This window comes from Pseudosulfitobacter pseudonitzschiae (assembly GCF_002222635.1).
In the GTDB taxonomy this organism is placed as follows: Bacteria; Pseudomonadota; Alphaproteobacteria; order Rhodobacterales; family Rhodobacteraceae; genus Pseudosulfitobacter; species Pseudosulfitobacter pseudonitzschiae_A.
The window spans coordinates 2,564,934-2,582,596 of the sequence record NZ_CP022415.1; the positions used below are offsets into that span (position 1 = coordinate 2,564,934).

Sequence of the window (17,663 nt, forward strand, 5' to 3'; positions counted from 1 at the left end):
TTTGTTGGTGGTGACATCAGGGCAGGATGTCGCCGGGTTCGACGATATTATCCTTGCAGAACTGCTGGGCATGAAAGACCAACAGGTTGGCCCCTGCAACATCCGTTGTCACCGAATAGCCCGTATTGGCAGCAATCCCCGGATCTTGGGTGGAAAAGGCGACGCCCTTGGCACCCGCCTCGGTTTGGGCCGGTCCGCGCGGTGTCACGATGTAAATGCGCCCGCGTTGCTTGCCAAGTTCGTGGATCGCGTAGTTTGCCGCAGCGCACCAGACACCACGCGGCCCCACGCCGCCTTTTTCGATGACTTCGAATGTTGTATCCGACAGGCGGTTTACATCTAGCCTTGGCGCGACAAAGACGTGAAGAATCTGCGCAGAGGCAGGCAGGGCTGTCAAAGCCAGCGCAAAACTGGCGGCAATGGGAAAGCGAACCATATAAAATCTCCTGTAACTTCGTTTCAATATAGGGTGCCGCGCCCAAGACCCCAATCACATGGCTGTCACTGAACATATCAGTGGCTGGCGCGTTGGGCGACCGAAGCATTCAAGGAGACCGACATGACCAGCAAGACACTTTTTATCACCGGCGCATCCTCGGGCATTGGTGCGGCCACCGCGCAGGCCGCAGCCAAGGCTGGCTGGAACGTCGGGCTTTTCGCCCGATCCAAGGACGAGCTGGATGCGCTGGTGTCCGAGATCGGCGAACAGGCCATCGCCCTGCCCGGTGACGCGACCGATCTGAACCAACAACAGACAGCGATCGGCAAGCTGGCCGATAAGTTTGGCGGGGTCCATGCCGCTTATGCCAATGCGGGTATGGGGTTGGACACCCCCGGCACGGAAAACGGCGATCCGCAGGAATGGCAGGATCTGATCCAACTGAATATCCTCGCGCTGCTTTACACAGCCAAGGCGGCGATCCCGCACCTGAAACCCGTAAAAGGCCACATGGTGCTGACCGGCTCGGCCGCCGGGCGCGCGCACATCAAAGGGTCGATTTATGGCGCGTCCAAGTGGTTCGTGCATGGCTATGGCGGCAATCTGGCCGACGAGATGAAAGAATGGGGTGGACGCTGCACCGTGATTGCGCCGGGCATGGTTAACACCGCATTCTTTGACGAGGGCAAACCGGACAAACTGCAACCCGAAGACGTGGCTGACGCCGTCGTTCACGCTCTGAATGCCAACCCGCGCAACACGGTGCGCGAAGTGTTCCTGATGCCAACCAACTAGATGCGTGTCAGGGCGCGGTGTCGATGAACCGCGCCCGCAGATCTGCGGTGGGCACCATACAGGTGTCGTACCGTCCGAAAATACGATAGCGGTTGCGGGCGATGGCCTCGTACAGGGGTCGCTTGATGGCAGTCGGAATCCAGCGCGCTATGGACAGCGCCCGCCAAGGCCAGCCCAGCGCCGACATCGCGGCGGCAAAGGCATCCAGCTTTTCATAAATTTGCCCATCCACGATCACCAGATTGGTCTCGAACGCGGTGGGGTTTAAATCCAACGCGGTATAAAGCGCCTGCCCCAGCGGCGATTGTGCCGTGGCAAAGGAAAATCGCCCCGCTGTGTCATGGCGCAACACAAAGCGCAAAAACCCCGAGCACAGCACACATTCTCCGTCAAAAACAATCAGATCGCGGCCCCCAAGGACCGCGATCTGATTTCGGGGTAAAATTTCGACAGATCGGGGCATTACAAATTTGCCCCTTTCCTTGACTTACTGATCCAGGAACGACCGCAACTTGCGCGACCGGCTGGGATGCTTGAGTTTGCGCAGCGCCTTGGCTTCGATCTGGCGGATACGTTCGCGGGTCACGCTGAACTGCTGGCCAACCTCTTCCAGCGTGTGATCGGTGTTCATACCGATCCCAAAGCGCATGCGTAGCACGCGTTCCTCGCGCGGGGTAAGCGACGCCAGAACCCGTGTGGTCGTTTCCTTGAGGTTTTCCTGAATGGCGCTGTCCAGAGGCAGCACGGCATTCTTGTCCTCGATGAAATCGCCCAACTGGCTGTCTTCCTCGTCACCGATGGGCGTTTCGAGCGAAATCGGCTCTTTGGCGATCTTCATGACCTTGCGGACTTTTTCCAAAGGCATTTGCAGCTTTTCTGCCAATTCCTCGGGCGTCGGCTCGCGGCCAATCTCGTGCAACATCTGGCGTCCGGTGCGGACCAGCTTGTTGATCGTTTCGATCATATGCACTGGAATACGAATGGTGCGCGCCTGATCGGCAATCGAGCGGGTGATTGCCTGACGGATCCACCATGTCGCATAGGTCGAGAATTTATAGCCGCGACGGTATTCGAATTTATCAACGGCCTTCATCAGGCCGATGTTGCCCTCTTGGATCAGGTCGAGGAATTGCAGACCGCGGTTGGTGTATTTCTTGGCAATCGAGATCACCAGACGCAGGTTCGCCTCGACCATTTCCTTTTTGGCCTGACGGGCTTCTTTCTCGCCCTTCTGGACCTGCTGCACGATGCGACGGAATTCCGAGATGTCCAGACCGACATACTGACCGACCTGCGCCATATCGGCACGCAGTTCTTCGACCTTGTCCGCCGAGCGTTCGATGAACATCTGCCAGCCACGACCGGACTTGTCGGCCATGCGCTCCATCCAGTTGGGATCAAGCTCGTAGCCGCGATAGGCGTCGACGAATTCCTTGCGGTTGATACGCGCCTGATCCGCCAGCTTAACGATGGCACTGTCGATCTGCATGATGCGGCGGTTGATGCCGTAAAGCTGGTCGATCAGTGCTTCGATACGGTTGTTGTGCAGGTGCAATTCGTTCACCAGCAATACAATTTCCGACCGCAGCTGTTGATAGGTGGTCTCTTCGGTGTCGCTAAAGCTGGAATCTTCGTTCAACGTGGCCGAAATCCGGCTGTCCTGCATTTGCGACAGTTTGACGTAGTCGTCGGCAATAATGTCGAGCGCTTCCAGAACCTGCGGTTTCAGCGCAGCTTCCATAGCGGCCAGCGACATGTTGGCCTGTTCGTCTTCGTCATCATCGTCATCACCGGCAATCGGATTGCCGTCTGCGTCCAGCTCTTGCTTGTCACTGTCGCCCGATTTTTGCGTATCGGACGTCCCACCGGTCACAACCGGCTCGGTGGTATCTTCGTCGCCCAGTTGGTCGCCGAATGTCGCTTCAAGGTCGATCACATCGCGCAGAAGAATGTCTTCGCTAAGAAGTTCGTCGCGCCAGATGGTGATCGCCTGAAAGGTCAGCGGGCTTTCGCACAGGCCCGCGATCATGGTGTTGCGGCCCGCCTCAATGCGCTTGGCGATGGCGATTTCGCCCTCGCGGCTCAGCAATTCGACACTGCCCATTTCGCGCAGGTACATACGCACCGGATCGTCGGTGCGGTCCAGTTTTTCGGACGTGCCCGAACCCAGCGTTATTTCGCGGGTGCCTTCGGTGGTCGCCAGCTCGGTCGAACCTTTGCCGTCTTCGTCCTCGGCGTCTTCGTCCTCGATGATGTTGATGCCCATTTCGGACAGCATCGACATCACGTCTTCGATTTGCTCGGAACTGACCTGATCGGGGGGCAGAACGGTATTCAGCTGGTCATAGGTGATATAGCCCTTTTCACGGGCTTCGGCGATCATCTTCTTGACGGCCGTCTGACTCATGTCGAGTGAGTGACCGGTATCGGAGTCGTCGGTCTTGGTGTCGTCGTTCGTGTCTTTCGCGGCCATCGGTTGCTCCTGTTCAAGCACTCCTGCTGCGAATCACCCTAAAGTGATTCGGCTAACAGGGAATCATTCACGATTCGGGTGATTCGGCCACCCGTGTAGCCGTATTTCCTCAAGGATTCACAACGAAAACCTTGCTAGTGTTGTTTTCTGCCCCGCTTTGAGAAGTCGATAGCGTCAAACATTGCGCGACTGCGGGTCACTTCGCCTTTTTCCATCTTCACGCCGTTGTCGGCTGTTACAAAGTCGCCGCGACCCTCTTTCTGGGTGCTGCGGTTGGCGCTGTCTGCAGCCTCGGCGGCCTGACTCAGCCGCCATGTTACGCCTTCGTCTGCCACTCCTGTCAGGTCTTCGGCGGCATCGGCAATTTCAGCGTCCAGCCCGCGTGCCGCTGCGAGTTTCGCAAGCTCTTCGGCCACAGTGATGCGGGCCATGTCGGCGTCGCCGGGGGAGCGGATGCAGGGGACGATAGCGACATGGCTTGCATTCAGCAGGTTTTCAAGGGCTTCGGGCCCGCGCGCGCTGGAAATCTTTTCGCGCAACACCTCTGTGCCCTCATGCGCATGACGCAGGATCAGGTCGCGCAGCGCGTTGTTGTCGGGGTCGATACAGCGCAGGTTTTCCAGTGGTGTTTCAAAGCTTTCCACCACCTCGGGACATGTGATGAGCACCGCCAAAATCACCGATTCGCGTAGCAAATGGGTGACCTTATTGCCCGTGCCTGTCGCCAATGCCGAAGATTTGGTCGACTGCAACGGCACCGGCGCCGGTTGCCATTTGCCAAAGCCGCCGCGTTGTCCACCAGTCCGGCCCGCGCCAGAGGGGCCACGCTGTGGGCGAAACAACTGCCAGCGCAGTTCCTTGATCTCTTGGGCGTAGTGGTTGCGGATTGACGGATCGGCGATGGTTTTGATCTTTTCGCGCAGCGCCTTATCAAGTGCTGCCTTACGCTCGGGGCTGTCAAACACGCGGCCTTCGGTCTCGCGTTGCCACAACAGCCGGACCATCGGCATCGCACCATCCAGCAGTTTTTGCAGTGCAGGCGCGCCCGAGGATTTCAGCAAATCATCGGGGTCTTTGCCCTCGGGCATCATTGCAAAACGCAGCGATTGCCCTGCCTCGACCAACGGCAGGGCCAGATCAATCAGCCGCATGGCGGCGCGCAGGCCCGCTGTATCACCATCCAGCGCGATGACCGGCTCGGGCGAGACGCGCCAGAGCATTTGCAGCTGGCTTTCGGTGATGGCGGTGCCCAGCGGCGCGACAGCAGCTTCAAAGCCCGCCTCGGACAGTGCGATCACGTCCATATAGCCTTCGGCTACGATCAACGGCTGGCCCTTGCCCGCCGCCGTACGCGCAGGCCCATGATTATAAAGGCTGCGGCCTTTGTCAAAAAGTTCGGTCTCGGGCGAGTTCAGGTATTTGGCGTTGTCGTTCGGGTCCATCGCGCGCCCGCCAAAAGCTGTGCAGCGCCCGCGTGCATCGCGGATCGGAAACATGATGCGGCCACGGAAGGTGTCATAGGGTTTGCCACCCTTCTGGCTGGGTTTGGCAAGGCCCGCGCCCAAAATCAGCTCGTCGCTTATGTTTTTGGACGTCAGGTGATCCCACAGTCCCTGCCACGCATCGGGGGCAAAGCCGATTTCCCAGCGGTCCAACGCCTGTTGGCTCAGGCCACGCCGTTCCAGATAGGAACGCGCATCAGACGCCACACCGGTTTTCAGCTGAAGACGGTAGTATTGCACCGCCTGCTCCATAACCTCGGCCAGTTGCGTGCGGGTATCCGCCTTTTGCTGGGCTTGCGGGTCGCGCTGGGGCATCGGCATGCCTGCCTCGCCCGCCAGAATGCGCACCGCCTCCATAAAGTCGACATTCTCGGTCTCGCGCACGAACGAAATTGCATCGCCTTTGGCGTGGCAACCAAAGCAATAGTAGAATCCCTTGCGGTCATCGACGTGAAAGCTGGCGGATTTTTCCTGATGGAACGGGCACGGGGCCCACAGATCGCCCTTGGCCTGATTGGATTTCCGACTGTCCCACATGACCTTACTGCCCACAACCTGTCCAAGGCTGAGGCGGGTGCGCAGTTCGTCAAGGAATCCGGGGGGCAGGCTCATGCCCTATTATATCGTATCGCGGGCGGTCAGAGTCCAGATGCGGCGCGACATCCCGTCATTTCTGACGTGGTACCCGGCCGTAAGCACAGGAGCCTCCGGCGGGATATTTTCAGCCAAAGGGAATGGGAGGTGTTACTGCTGCAAGCACAGCTCGGACCAAGCGGCGGCAAAGTCCTTGGTTTTCAGGTCGCGGCGCTTTTGCTCGTAGACCCAAGGGGTGATAATCGGAATCGCGGCATCATAACCTTCAGGCCAGCTGTGATCAGAGGCGAGGATGGTTTCAGGAACGCTCTGTTCCTTGACCCCGTCCATACGTGCGGCCTGCACCGCCGCAACGATGGCTGCCTGATAGGCACAGCTTTGTTCCTTGGTGTCTGCGGCCAGTGCAGCGGTAGACATGCCAGCAGTGGCGAACATGGCAATCATTAATATACGTTTCATGGCGGGCCTCTTTGGGACTACATTTAAGGTTTTGTTTAACCTAGTGCCGTGCGGCAAGGCTTTCCATTGCCGTTACAAGATCGTGAACCAGTGTTGCCGCCATGCTGCGGAAGACCAGAATCAAAAAGCTGTCTGCGCCGGTGCGGGTGATGGATGCGTTCATGTGGCCCAGTTGGGTGCGGGCCGTGTGGCCCAGTTTGAACTGCGCGGCAGAGAAATCGACGGGGACCAACCGCGCCAGCACCGCCGGTGCATCAGCGCCCGACAGGGTGACGCAGGTCCATGCGTCCGACTGGTCGGTCAGCGCCGCATGATCGGCAAGCGCTGCATCGGGCGCGGGGCCCGCCAGCAACGCCATATCGCGACCAAACCAGATGGCGCGCGCGCCGTCCTTGCCGGTGGCTCGGTTCGGCGCAGGAAAGACCATGCCGTGCGCGGTCTTTAACGCATCGGAGATCGCCACCTGTTTATAAGGCGCTATCGACGTCAGCCTACCAAGACCGGTTTCCGTCAGCGTACAGGTGCCGATGGTCTTGGGCAGCAATCCATAGCAGGGCGTGGTTTCGGAGAGGGTCAGTGCATCAGCCATATCATCAACCGCGTGCGCGGCCTCCTTCCGGATCCAAGAATACAGGGGCGCAAACCTCGACGACAGTGTCTATGCCGCGCAAGGCATCCACCAGACGCAAACGGTCGCCGTGTCGCGCCGCACCGCCGCGCACAAAGCCAAGGCCGATGTAATGACCAAAGTCGGGCGAGAAGGCGACCGAGGTCAAATAACCCTGATCATTTTCGGGAACGGCGTCAGATTCGTCGGCATAGACATGCGCCCCTGCGGTTAGCTTTTTGATCGCACCGGCGGGTTTGAAACCCACCAATTGCGCGCGGTCGTCGTCCAACAGCCCCTCGCGGGCGGCCATCGTTTTGCCGATGCAATCCTTCTTGGCCGAGATCATCCGTTCCATACCGACATCGAATGCAGTGGTGCGCCCGTGAATTTCCGAATGGGTGATGTGCCCCTTCTCGATGCGCAGCACGTTCAGCGCCTCCATTCCATAGGCACCGCCACCAACCGCTTCGGCCCGTTTGACCAGTACGCGGAACAACGCATCGCCATAACGGGCAGGCACCGCCAACTCGTACGCGTGTTCACCTGAAAACGAGATGCGGAACAACCGCGCGTCGATCCCCGCAACACACACCGGACCGCAGGCCATGAAGGGCCAGCTTTCGTTGTTGATCGGGCTTTCGATCAGCCCGTTCACCAATTCACGCGATTTGGGCCCCGCGATGGCGAACTGCGCCCACTGTTCGGTGACAGACATAATCCGCACGTCCCATTCGGGGTGCAACGCCTGCGTGATAAATTCAAGGTGGCGCATCACCTGCCCTGCCGCCGCCGTTGTCGTGGTCATGACAAAATGCGTCTCGCCCAGTCGCGCGGTGGTGCCGTCATCCATCACATGACCGTCTTCGCGCAGCATCAACCCATAGCGCACGCGCCCGATCTTGAGCGTCGAAAACATATTGGTATAGGCAAAATCCAGCAGCTTGCCCGCATCCGGCCCCTGAATGTCGATCTTGCCCAAGGTCGAGACATCGCAGATGCCAACAGTCTTGCGGACAAAACCCACTTCACGGTCACAGGACTGCCGCCAGTTGGTCTCGCCCTGGCGGGGGAAATAGCTGGGCCGATACCACAAGCCTGCCTCGATCATCGGCGCGCCCATGGCCACACTTGCGGCGTGCGAAGTGGTAAAGCGCTGGGGTGCGAACCCCTTGCCGCGCGATCCGGCCCCCAATGCGGCCAGCGTGACCGGCGTGTAGGGCGGGCGGAAGGTTGTGGTGCCTGTTTCGGGGATGCCACGGCCCGTCGCGTCGGCCAGCACGGCCAGCGCCGCCACGTTCGAGTTCTTGCCCTGATCGGTCGCCATCCCTTGGGTGGTATAGCGTTTCATATGCTCGACCGAGCGGAAGTTTTCGGTGGCCGCCTGTTTGACGTCCTTGACCGTCACGTCGTTCTGGAAATCAAGCCAGGCCCGGCCCTTGCCCGCGACGGCCCAGAGCGGTGCGATCGCATAGGCGGTATCGTCGGCCTGTGGCACGGTCACATCCGCAACCGATCGCCCCGACCCGGCCAGCGCCGCCCGCGCCGCATCGGCACCGGAGGTCAGACAGCCATGCAAGGTGAACCGGCCCAGTGCCGCCCCCGCGACGGTCATGCCGGGAATGGCGTCGGACTTGGGCACGAAGCTTGCGATGCTTTCGTCCCATTCGGGGCGCCCGTTCATATGGCATGTCAGATGCACCGTCGGGTTCCAGCCGCCGGACACGGCCAGACAGTCGGTGGCCAGCTTGTCCTCGCCCGAGGTGGTCCGGTAGGTGATTGATTCCAGCCCCCTGCGGCCCGCGCTGTTGCACACTTGCGCGCCACGGATCAGACGGTACTCGCCCTGTGCCTGCGCATCGGCGCGGCTGTCGAGAACAGCCGTTACGTGCACGCCCGCCGCGATCAGGTCCAGCGCGGTGCGGTGCGCGTCGTCGTTGTTGGCAAAAACGGTGACCGCCTTGCCTGGGGCCACGCCCCAGCGGTTGAGATAGGTCCGCACAGCCCCTGCGGTCATAATGCCGGGGCGGTCGTTGTTCTGGAACGCGATGGGCCGCTCCAATGCGCCCGCCGCCAGAATGCTGCGCCGTGCCACAATCCGCCAGAATGTCTCACGCGGGAGCCGCCCGTCAGGGCGCGCGATGTGGTGCGAGACACGTTCCAGCGCGCCGTAAGTGCCCTGATCGTAAACGCCGGTGACGGTGGTGCGGGTCATCAGGCGCACGTTGTCCATGCCCGCCAGCTCTTGCAGCACCGCATCGGCCCAATCCGCGCCGGACTGGCCATCGACCATCTGGGTTTCGGCCAGCAACCGGCCCCCCATCTGCGCATCTTCGTCAGCCAGAATAACTTCGACCCCGGACCGCGCAGCGACCAAAGCGGCCATCAGACCCGCAGGGCCAGCACCAATCACAAGCAGGTCACAAAACGCATATGCCTTTTCATAGCGATCCTGATCCGCCTCGCCGCTCAGTGCGCCCAGCCCCGCAGCCCGCCGGATCACAGGCTCGTACAGCTTTTCCCAAAAGGCGCGCGGCCACATGAATGTCTTGTAGTAAAAGCCCGCTGACAGGAACGGGGCGGCCAGGTCGTTAACTGACAAAAGATCAAAGGCCAGTGACGGAAACGCATTCTGCGACCGCGCCTCCAGACCGTCGTACAATTCTTGCACCGTAGCGCGGACGTTGGGCTCGCGTGCGGCACCCAAACCAATGGTCATCAGCGCGTTAGGTTCTTCGCTGCCAGCGGTCAGCACGCCGCGCGGACGGTGGTATTTAAACGACCGACCCATCAGGCGCACGCCATTGGCCAACAACGCCGATGCCACCGTATCGCCCTCAAACCCCTGATACTGCACCCCGTCAAAACGAAACTGCACAGGTTTGCTGCGGTCGATCCGACCCTTGCCTGGAACCCTCATCGTGCCGCCTCCGACACCAGTTTGGCACCCGAAACCGCGTGTGTTACCGTATTGCGTGTGACCACCAGCCATGCACCACAGCCTGCGTCATGGCTCCACAACTCGTCCAGATCACCGGGCTGGTTGTCGCGCAGGTGGACATAGTCTTCCCACTCGGCCGCATCGGCATCCGGCGCAGGCCGGTTCAGCGCCACAGCCGCCCCCTGATAGTAAAACTCGCGGCGGTCCCGTTCTCCGCAAATCGGACAAGGCAAGCGCATGTCAGTTCCCCTTGATGCGTGAAATCCGCATCTTTTGTGTTTTAACAGTATCCCGTACCAAGGCTTTCATCAGATGTCCCAAGCGTTAGTGCAGGTTGTGCTGAGACCCTGTGGCCTCTTCGTCCAAAATCCCCCGCCCCGTGCGGAAACGGTCCAACCGGTGCCGCGCCGCCACCGGATGCGGTGCGTCGGTGGCCAGCAGATGCGCAAAGGTGTGGCCCGAACCCGGCGTCGCCTTGAACCCGCCATAGCACCAGCCGCAGTTCACATAGAGCCCGTCGATATGGGTCCGATCAATCACCGGCGAGCCGTCAGGCGACATATCCATGATCCCGCCCCAACTGCGCAGCATTCGCGCCTTGCCGATCATCGGCATCAGGGTCATCGCCGCTTCGACCACATGTTCGGCGGTGGGCAGGTTGCCGCGGCTGGCATAGCTGGAATACATGTCCAGATCGCCACCAAAGACCAGCCCGCCCTTGTCCGACTGGCTGATATAAAAGTGACCCGAGCCATAGGTGACCACATGGTCGATGCACGGCTTTAGCCCCTCGGTGACAAAGGCCTGCAAGATGTGGCTTTCAATCGGCAACCGCATGCCCGCCATCGCCGCCACCTGACTCGAACGTCCCGCCACAACGATACCGATCTTTTTGGCACGGATCGCGCCGCGTGTGGTTTGCACCCCGCGCACGGCGCCGTTTTCAATGTCGATGCCGGTCACTTCGCATTGCTGGATCAGGTCCACCCCACGGCTGTCGGCGCTGCGGGCAAAGCCCCATGCAACTGCATCGTGCCGCGCAGTACCGCCGCGTTTATGGTACAGCCCGCCATAGATCGGAAAACGGGTCTGGTCGAAATCCAGATAGGGCAGTTCTTTTTGCACGCCGGCACGGTCCAGCAGAATCGCATCGTCGCCTTGGGCGATCATCTGGTTGCCGCGCCGCGCATAGGCGTCGCGCTGGCCGTCCGAATGGAACAAGTTGATGATGCCACGCTGGGAATGCATCACGTTGTAATTCAGGTCTTCCTCCAGCCCCTCCCACAGTTTCAGCGAGTGGCTGTAAAATTCCGAATTGCCGGGCAGCATATAGTTTGCCCGCACAATGGTGGTGTTGCGGCCCACGTTGCCACCGCCAAGGTATCCTTTTTCCAGCACAGCCACGTTGGTGATGCCATGCTGCGATGCCAGATAATGTGCCGTGGCCAAACCGTGACCGCCGCCGCCGATAATAATAATGTCGTATTCGGGTTTGGGCGCGGGATCACGCCAGTGCGGGGTCCACCCCTTGTTGCCTGTCAGGCCTTCTTTCAAAACCCGCAGGCCCGAGAACCCTTTTGTCAGCCGATCAAAGCCCATGGCCCGTTATCTCCCCGAAGCACGCAACGGCAAGCTGTCGCATTGGGGCAGAAGTATCAATGGGGCAGATGCAAACCGCTCGGGTTTCCGACATCAACCGGCTTGGCAGCGACACAAAAATCAGCGGATCGGTGCTGACCCTGAAATGTCCCGACGCGACACCGTCTTGCGTGCTGTTCTGTCACCTTTGGCGTGGGTTATGCGGGCAGTGGCCAACGGCCCTGCCCGCACCCGCTCAAAGACCTTTGGCGCGATAGCTGGTCGCCACCCGATCGATCGACACCAGATAGGCAGCGGTGCGCAAATCTTTGACGTCGTCACGCGAACGCCAGACCTCGGCCATCGCCTGATAAGCGGTGCGCATCGTATCTTCGAGACCCGAGCGCACCAGTTCAAGTTCGCCCGCGCCGCGCAGGTATTTGGTCTTGAAGTCGGGTGACAGGCTCCAGCCCAGATCTTTGTCCTTGGACAGCCGTTCAAGCTCTTCCACGATCAGTTGATGCCGTGCCTCTTCCTGACGGCGACCCATGCGGCCAAATCGGATGTGACTGAGGTTTTTGACCCATTCAAAATAGGACACCGTCACACCGCCTGCGTTGGCATACATGTCGGGAATGATGACGCAGCCCCTTTCGCGCAGGATGTCGTCGGCACCCGCCGTCACGGGGCCGTTCGCGGCCTCGATGATCAGCGGTGCTTTGACGCGCTCTGCGTTGCTCAGGTTGATCACGCCCTCAAGTGCAGCGGGGATCAGAATGTCGCACTCGGCCTCAAGCACTGAAACGCCTTCTTCGACATAGGTGGCATCGGCATAGCCCGTAACGCCGCCATGATGGCGGATCCAGCTCGAGACAGCCTCGACGTTGATACCCTTGGGATCAATCAATGCGCCATCGCGTTCGATGATGCCGGTAACCAGCGCGCCGTCTTCTTCCGACAGGAATTTGGCAGCATGGTAGCCCACGTTGCCCAGACCCTGCACAACCACGCGCTTGCCCCTAAGCGTTCCGGTCAGGTTCGCCTTGGCCACGTCTTGCGGGTGGCGGAAAAACTCTTGCAACGCATATTGCACGCCACGCCCCGTTGCCTCGACCCGGCCCTGAATGCCGCCCGCGTGGGGGGGTTTTCCGGTGACGCAGGCCTTGGCGTTGATATCGGTCGTGTTCATCCGCGCGTATTGGTCGGCGATCCATGCCATCTCGCGCTCGCCGGTGCCCATGTCGGGGGCCGGTACGTTCTGGCTGGGATGGATCAGGTCGCGTTTGGCCAGTTCATAGGCAAAGCGTCGGGTGATCAGTTCAAGCTCGTGTTCTTCGTATTCACGCGGGTCGATGCAAAGTCCGCCCTTGGAACCGCCAAAGGGTGCCTCGACCAATGCGCATTTATACGTCATCAGCGCCGCCAGCGCCTCGACCTCGTCCTGGTTCACGCCCAGCGAATAGCGAATACCGCCTTTGACCGGCTCCATATGTTCAGAGTGAACCGAACGGTAGCCGGTGAAAGTCTGGATCTTGCCGCGCAGGCGCACGCCAAAGCGCACCGTGTAGGTCGCGTTGCAAACCCGTATCTTTTCTTCAAGCCCGGGCGGAAGGTCCATCAAAGCCACCGCCCTGTTGAACATCAAATCCACACTGTCGCGGAAACTCGGTTCTTGCACGTTGCTCATGGTACTTCCTTTGATCGCGACTCGAATTCTTCGAGACAAGTGACATCAGCCTATGACGAAGAGGTAAAGACTTGCGACTTTATTAGGCACTTTTAAGAAAGATTCTTCGCACGCAGGCAAAAAACTGCCCGCGGAAACAATCACATCAAAGCCCGCGCGACTGTCCGCAACCAAGGAGGAAACGCGACATAATTGACGTAAAATCACCCTAGAACCACAGTGATAGCCCCCTTTCGCCTGATTCTGACCATATTCTGCATGCATGGAAGATGCTGGCGGATTGGCCCCGGTGGCCGCATTTGCGAAGAACAATATTGGACCTGCATCATGACACGCATTCCACATGACACGACTTTCGGATCGGCCTGTGTGCGCACCAACGGTGTCGCCAAGCGTTTGCGCGGTTTTGTGCGTGACGATGACGGGTCGATGACAATTTTCGCCTGCTTCCTGTTGATGATGATGCTGCTGGTCGGTGGCATCGGCATCGACCTGATGCGCAACGAAATGGAACGCACACGCCTCCAGAACACAATGGACCGCGCGGTGCTGGCCGCTGCGGATCTGGATCAGGAACTGTCCCCAGAAGCGGTTGTCACCGACTATTTCGAAAAATCGGGACTGGGAAGCTATCTGAACAGTGTCACCGTTAACGAGGGTTTGAACTTTCGCACCGTTACGGCAAATGCCTCAACCAAATCGCCGACCCGCTTTATGCGGCTGATGGGCGTGCCCGAATTGCACGTCCCCGCTGTGGGTCAGGCCAGCGAACGCATCGCCAACGTCGAAATTTCGCTGGTGCTCGATATTTCCGGCTCGATGGCATCGAACAGCAAGATCTACAACCTGCGCAACGCAGCTTCGGTCTTTGTCGACACGGTGATCCGCCCCGAAACCGAAGATCTGGTGTCGCTGTCACTGGTGCCCTATTCCGAACACGTGAACGTGGGTGAAGCCATCTTTAACGAGCTTTGGACCAGACATATCCATAACTTTTCCCATTGCCTGGAAATTCCGGATGCGGAATTCAGCAACGCCTCATTCAATCTGTCGCGCCGCTATGACCAGATGCAGCACTTTCAGTGGAACTATGACGGGCGCAACAACGACCGATCGGATACGGTTTGCCCGCGCTATAGCTACGAAACAGTCACACCGCTCAGCCAGAACGCCTACCAGCTGAAACAGCAAATCAGCCAGTTCCAGCCGCGCGCCGGTACGTCGATCTTTCTGGGCATGAAGTGGGCCACCGCCCTGCTGGACCCTTCGTTTCGCCCAGTGGTCACCAGCCTTATCGGGAAAAACGATATCGACAGCGAATTTACAGGGCGTCCGGTTTCCTATGACGATATCGAAACGCTGAAAACCATCATTCTGATGACGGACGGCAAGAACGACCGCTCGAACCGCATCGCCGACTGGGCATATGATTCAAGCAGCGACTACGTGCATTGGAACAACTACAACTTTAACTGGTACCTCAGCCGATACGTCAACAGCCGCGATTACCGCTACTACTACGAGTCGAACCATTACACCGCTACGCAAGGTGACTATCTGCTGGACAACATTTGCGACGCCGCCAAGGACAAAGGCATCGTGATCTGGGCCATCGGGTTCGAGGTCGACGAACACGGCGCCAATGAAATGAAGAACTGCGCGTCGACACCCAGCCACTTCTTCCGGGTTGAGGGCGTCGAGATCACCGAAGCGTTCAAGGCCATTGCCCGCACCATCAACCAATTGAGGCTGACACAATGATGCGCGTCATGAAAAAGGGGCTGCGCAAGTTCCGGAAGGACGAAAGCGGGTTCATGGTTGTCGAATTCGCGCTTGCGATCCCGCTGATCTTTACCATGTTCATGACCTCGGTCGAACTGGGCATCTACACCACCCGCCAGATGTTTCTGGACCGCGGCATGGAGATGACCATTCGTCTGGTCCGCTTGAACACAGCAAGGCAATACACCCACAACGAACTCAAAGACATGATTTGCGAATTCTCCGGCTTTCTGCCTGATTGCAACACCCGTTTGCGGTTGGAAATGAACGAAGTGAACATGCGGGCCTTTACCGGCTTTCAGGGCACTGCCGATTGCGTTGACACATCCGAGCCGATCACCCCCCTGCGCACCTTCTCGCGCGGGTCGGACCATTCGGTCATGCTGATGCGCGGGTGCTATATGTTTGATCCGGTGTTCCGCCTGACCGGCTTGGGTGAAGGCTTTACCAAAAATGGTGCAGGCCATGCCAAAATGGTCAGTGTTGCCGCCTTTGTTCAGGAGCCGCGCTAATGTCCGTCCGTTCCCCCTTCCGCTGGTTGCGCCGCTTTGCGCGCGACGAAGACGGCAACGTCGCCATCGAGACGATCATCATCATTCCGATCCTGTTCTGGGCCTATCTCAGCATGTTCGCGATCTTTGATGCCTATCGTCAGCACGCGCTGAACGAAAAGGCCGCCTTTACCATCGGTGACATGATCTCGCGGCAAACGACGCCCTTGGACAATGCCTATCTGGATGGAAGCCGCGCGTTGCTGAAATACCTGACCCGCAACCGGGGTCAGGATCCGTCCATTCGAGTCACGTCGGTTAAATATGACGCCGACAATGACATCTACAAACTTGACTGGTCACACACACGCGGCGACGCTGTCACGCCACTCAGCAACACGGATGTCAAAAACTGGCACAACCGTCTGCCCGTGATGCTGCACAACGAACGTATCGTCGTAGTCGAAACATTCGTCTACTATGATCCGCCATTCAACACGGGCCTGAAAACCCGGACGATCACCAATTTTATCTTCACCCGCCCGCGCTATACCCCACAGGTGCTTTGGGCAGGCAGCTAAGACGCTCGCTTACGTCTGATTGCCCATGTCGCGTTGGGCCACTTTGATCGCGATAATCTCGGACACGGATTTCGACTGCGATCCCGGCGTCATGCCCCCCACACCGATCCGGCGTCCGATGCGCCACCAAAGACCCGGCTGCCATGTGCGCGGTCCGGGGCTTTTGGTTGTCAGCAGAAACCCGTTCGACGGCTTGAACGCGAAAAAACCACGGTCGATGCTTTCGATGTCTTCAATGGTGGCAAGCACGTTGCCTGCAGTATCGCACAATTCGGTTTCGGTCAGCACAACGGTGTGCCGTGTGGCGTGCCACATGCGCAAACCCAGCCACAGCGATGCGGCCCCTATCACCAACAGGAACAGCTGCCATCCCAGCGGAGGCGGCTGGAAAATGGCTAAATAGATCAGCAGCAGCCCCAGCATCGCCACCGACAACACGCCGATGATGCGCCGCCCGAATGAGGCAGATACTGCGGCCAGAACGTCGTCTGGATTGATGTCTTGCATGTTGGGTTCCCCGCGTTTGGACCCTTTTGCATGTGCAGATGGTGCGGGGCAAGCTGTCAGTGACGGCGTGGCACCTCATAACCGCGCTCTTCCAGCTCGTCGTCGATCAGTTCTTGCGGGAAACCGTCGGCCAGAATACGCAGCCCCGTCGCCTCTTCCAGCCGTTCAATCATGCGATCAGACTGCGCCCGCGCGCCATAGCGGGCTTGCCCGTCGGTCATCATCCCGATCATCAACGGAGAGATTTCCAGCGGCACGCCTGCGTCATCTGCCAGCTTTTGAAACAGGCCAATGTCTTTCTGGATCAGGTCCATCGTAAAATTCACATCGCGCGAGCCCGACAAGATCAGCTGGCTTTCGGTTTCATGCACAAAGCTGTTGCCCGACGACATGGCGATCGCCTCATAGGTCAGCCCCAGATCAACGCCAGACGCCTTCATCACCGTCAGCGCCTCGCATAGGGTCAGCAGATTGGCCGTGGCCAGATAGTTGGTCATCACCTTCAACGTCGATGCTGTGCCGATCTCGCCCACATGAAGGATGCGCCGGCCCATATAGGTCAGCACCGGCAGCACCCGTTCGAATGTGCCACGGTCGCAGCCCGCATAGATCGAAATATTGCCTGTATCTGCACGGTGGCATCCGCCCGACACGGGGCAATCAACCGCTTTGCCGCCTTGTGCGGCCACCAGACCGGCAAGGCGCTTGATCTCGGACGCATCGGTCGTGGACATCTCGATCCAGATCTTTCCCTCGCTGACCTGCGGCAACATCTCTTGCACCACCGCCGCCGATGCTGCAGGCGAGGGCAGACAAGTGATGACAGCATCGCAATCGCGCATCATTTGCGCAGGGTCGTGCCCTGCGATGGCCCCGTCCGCCACCTTTTGCGCCACCAAGGTGGAATCCAGATCATGCACCACCACGTTCTGACCGTTGCGGATCAAACTGCCCGCCAATTTGCCACCCACATTGCCCAGACCGATAAACCCGATTTTCATACTCAAGCTCCCTGTTTTGAGAACTGTCCCCGCCCGATCCCATCCTGTCCGTTTCAATTGCGACATCTGACTAACGATTCAACTGCCGTGACCAATCTGACCGGAGGCGCTGTACCAACAGCCCGCCGAAGTGTTACTGATGCTGCGCAACACTGCAGATGCAGAAACGATCCTTGTTTCGGGTTTCTCCGAAACACAGCGCCCAATAACGGAATGTTAGCAGCAG

At 59.1% G+C, this 17,663-nt stretch carries 16 protein-coding genes; 4 read left to right on the forward strand and 12 right to left on the reverse strand.

Translation table 11 applies throughout. The features are described from left to right. Positions 1–16: 16 nt before the first annotated feature. On the reverse strand, positions 17–436 hold the full coding sequence (locus SULPSESMR1_RS12480) for a hypothetical protein (protein ID WP_089421121.1): 420 nt from the start codon (positions 434–436) through the stop codon (positions 17–19). A 123-nt stretch (positions 437–559) separates the two neighbouring features. Between SULPSESMR1_RS12480 and SULPSESMR1_RS12485 the strand changes: the two genes are divergently transcribed. Beyond that, positions 560–1,234: an SDR family oxidoreductase gene (locus SULPSESMR1_RS12485; RefSeq protein ID WP_089421122.1), complete on the forward strand. Its 675-nt coding sequence runs from the start codon at positions 560–562 to the stop codon at positions 1,232–1,234. Positions 1,235–1,241: 7 nt separating this feature from the next. Here the strand turns inward: SULPSESMR1_RS12485 and SULPSESMR1_RS12490 are convergent, their stop codons facing one another. The 9 genes from SULPSESMR1_RS12490 to SULPSESMR1_RS12530 form a co-directional block, all read right to left on the reverse strand. Then, a complete protein-coding gene (locus SULPSESMR1_RS12490; protein WP_089421123.1) occupies positions 1,242–1,697 on the reverse strand; it encodes a thiol-disulfide oxidoreductase DCC family protein in 456 nt (151 codons plus the stop codon). Positions 1,698–1,721: 24 nt separating this feature from the next. Continuing rightward, positions 1,722–3,707, reverse strand: a complete 1,986-nt coding sequence (rpoD, locus tag SULPSESMR1_RS12495; protein ID WP_089421124.1) for an RNA polymerase sigma factor RpoD — start codon at positions 3,705–3,707, stop codon at positions 1,722–1,724. Between the two features lie 134 nt (positions 3,708–3,841). Further along, positions 3,842–5,821, reverse strand: coding sequence for a DNA primase (dnaG, locus tag SULPSESMR1_RS12500; protein ID WP_089421125.1), 1,980 nt, complete (start codon positions 5,819–5,821; stop codon positions 3,842–3,844). 132 nt (positions 5,822–5,953) lie between these two features. Next, a complete protein-coding gene (locus tag SULPSESMR1_RS12505) occupies positions 5,954–6,262 on the reverse strand; it encodes a hypothetical protein (protein ID WP_198362797.1) in 309 nt (102 codons plus the stop codon). Positions 6,263–6,302: 40 nt separating this feature from the next. Beyond that, entirely contained in the window at positions 6,303–6,851 is a 549-nt protein-coding gene (locus SULPSESMR1_RS12510; protein WP_089421126.1) for a sarcosine oxidase subunit gamma, read from the reverse strand. A 4-nt stretch (positions 6,852–6,855) separates the two neighbouring features. Beyond that, on the reverse strand, positions 6,856–9,789 hold the full coding sequence (locus SULPSESMR1_RS12515; RefSeq protein WP_089421127.1) for a sarcosine oxidase subunit alpha family protein: 2,934 nt from the start codon (positions 9,787–9,789) through the stop codon (positions 6,856–6,858). Further along, positions 9,786–10,049, reverse strand: a complete 264-nt coding sequence (locus SULPSESMR1_RS12520) for a sarcosine oxidase subunit delta (protein ID WP_089421128.1) — start codon at positions 10,047–10,049, stop codon at positions 9,786–9,788. Before SULPSESMR1_RS12520 ends, SULPSESMR1_RS12515 begins: the two co-directional genes overlap by 4 nt. A gap of 85 nt (positions 10,050–10,134) precedes the next feature. Then, positions 10,135–11,409, reverse strand: a complete 1,275-nt coding sequence (locus tag SULPSESMR1_RS12525; protein WP_089421129.1) for a sarcosine oxidase subunit beta family protein — start codon at positions 11,407–11,409, stop codon at positions 10,135–10,137. A 235-nt stretch (positions 11,410–11,644) separates the two neighbouring features. Continuing rightward, positions 11,645–13,075 (reverse strand): Glu/Leu/Phe/Val family dehydrogenase, encoded by a 1,431-nt coding sequence (locus SULPSESMR1_RS12530; protein WP_089421130.1) that lies wholly within the window; start codon positions 13,073–13,075, stop codon positions 11,645–11,647. A 327-nt stretch (positions 13,076–13,402) separates the two neighbouring features. Here SULPSESMR1_RS12530 and SULPSESMR1_RS12535 point away from each other — a divergent pair, with 327 nt between their 5' ends. Genes SULPSESMR1_RS12535 through SULPSESMR1_RS12545 form a run of 3 tightly spaced genes read left to right on the forward strand, consistent with a single transcriptional unit; the run spans position 13,403 to position 15,929 of the window. Next, positions 13,403–14,836: a TadE/TadG family type IV pilus assembly protein gene (locus SULPSESMR1_RS12535; RefSeq protein ID WP_089421131.1), complete on the forward strand. Its 1,434-nt coding sequence runs from the start codon at positions 13,403–13,405 to the stop codon at positions 14,834–14,836. Next, positions 14,833–15,369 (forward strand): TadE/TadG family type IV pilus assembly protein, encoded by a 537-nt coding sequence (locus SULPSESMR1_RS12540; RefSeq protein ID WP_114284838.1) that lies wholly within the window; start codon positions 14,833–14,835, stop codon positions 15,367–15,369. The genes SULPSESMR1_RS12535 and SULPSESMR1_RS12540 overlap by 4 nt, the downstream gene beginning before the upstream one ends. Next, positions 15,369–15,929, forward strand: coding sequence for a TadE/TadG family type IV pilus assembly protein (locus SULPSESMR1_RS12545; protein WP_089421133.1), 561 nt, complete (start codon positions 15,369–15,371; stop codon positions 15,927–15,929). Before SULPSESMR1_RS12540 ends, SULPSESMR1_RS12545 begins: the two co-directional genes overlap by 1 nt. A 9-nt stretch (positions 15,930–15,938) precedes the next feature. On the opposite strand, the gene SULPSESMR1_RS12550 is transcribed toward SULPSESMR1_RS12545, so the two are convergent. Together SULPSESMR1_RS12550 and SULPSESMR1_RS12555 are read right to left on the reverse strand one after the other, a co-directional pair. After that, on the reverse strand, positions 15,939–16,436 hold the full coding sequence (locus SULPSESMR1_RS12550; protein WP_089421134.1) for a hypothetical protein: 498 nt from the start codon (positions 16,434–16,436) through the stop codon (positions 15,939–15,941). Positions 16,437–16,492: 56 nt separating this feature from the next. Further along, positions 16,493–17,503 carry an NAD(P)-dependent oxidoreductase gene (locus tag SULPSESMR1_RS12555; RefSeq protein WP_114284836.1) on the reverse strand — a complete coding sequence of 337 codons (1,011 nt, stop codon included), beginning with the start codon at positions 17,501–17,503 and terminating at the stop codon, positions 16,493–16,495. Positions 17,504–17,663: the final 160 nt, after the last annotated feature.

Coding starts and splice junctions, on each gene's coding strand:
- SULPSESMR1_RS12550 (WP_089421134.1), bottom strand. CDS start 16,436: ATGCAAGACATCAATCCAGACGACGTTCTGGCCGCAGTATCTGCCTCA.
- SULPSESMR1_RS12490 (WP_089421123.1), bottom strand. CDS start 1,697: ATGCCCCGATCTGTCGAAATTTTACCCCGAAATCAGATCGCGGTCCTT.
- dnaG (WP_089421125.1), bottom strand. CDS start 5,821: ATGAGCCTGCCCCCCGGATTCCTTGACGAACTGCGCACCCGCCTCAGC.
- SULPSESMR1_RS12555 (WP_114284836.1), bottom strand. CDS start 17,503: ATGTCGCAATTGAAACGGACAGGATGGGATCGGGCGGGGACAGTTCTC.
- SULPSESMR1_RS12485 (WP_089421122.1), top strand. CDS start 560: ATGACCAGCAAGACACTTTTTATCACCGGCGCATCCTCGGGCATTGGT.
- SULPSESMR1_RS12530 (WP_089421130.1), bottom strand. CDS start 13,075: ATGAGCAACGTGCAAGAACCGAGTTTCCGCGACAGTGTGGATTTGATG.
- SULPSESMR1_RS12545 (WP_089421133.1), top strand. CDS start 15,369: ATGTCCGTCCGTTCCCCCTTCCGCTGGTTGCGCCGCTTTGCGCGCGAC.
- SULPSESMR1_RS12520 (WP_089421128.1), bottom strand. CDS start 10,049: ATGCGCTTGCCTTGTCCGATTTGCGGAGAACGGGACCGCCGCGAGTTT.
- SULPSESMR1_RS12540 (WP_114284838.1), top strand. CDS start 14,833: ATGATGCGCGTCATGAAAAAGGGGCTGCGCAAGTTCCGGAAGGACGAA.
- SULPSESMR1_RS12510 (WP_089421126.1), bottom strand. CDS start 6,851: ATGGCTGATGCACTGACCCTCTCCGAAACCACGCCCTGCTATGGATTG.
- SULPSESMR1_RS12480 (WP_089421121.1), bottom strand. CDS start 436: ATGGTTCGCTTTCCCATTGCCGCCAGTTTTGCGCTGGCTTTGACAGCC.
- rpoD (WP_089421124.1), bottom strand. CDS start 3,707: ATGGCCGCGAAAGACACGAACGACGACACCAAGACCGACGACTCCGAT.
- SULPSESMR1_RS12505 (WP_198362797.1), bottom strand. CDS start 6,262: ATGAAACGTATATTAATGATTGCCATGTTCGCCACTGCTGGCATGTCT.
- SULPSESMR1_RS12535 (WP_089421131.1), top strand. CDS start 13,403: ATGACACGCATTCCACATGACACGACTTTCGGATCGGCCTGTGTGCGC.
- SULPSESMR1_RS12525 (WP_089421129.1), bottom strand. CDS start 11,409: ATGGGCTTTGATCGGCTGACAAAAGGGTTCTCGGGCCTGCGGGTTTTG.
- SULPSESMR1_RS12515 (WP_089421127.1), bottom strand. CDS start 9,789: ATGAGGGTTCCAGGCAAGGGTCGGATCGACCGCAGCAAACCTGTGCAG.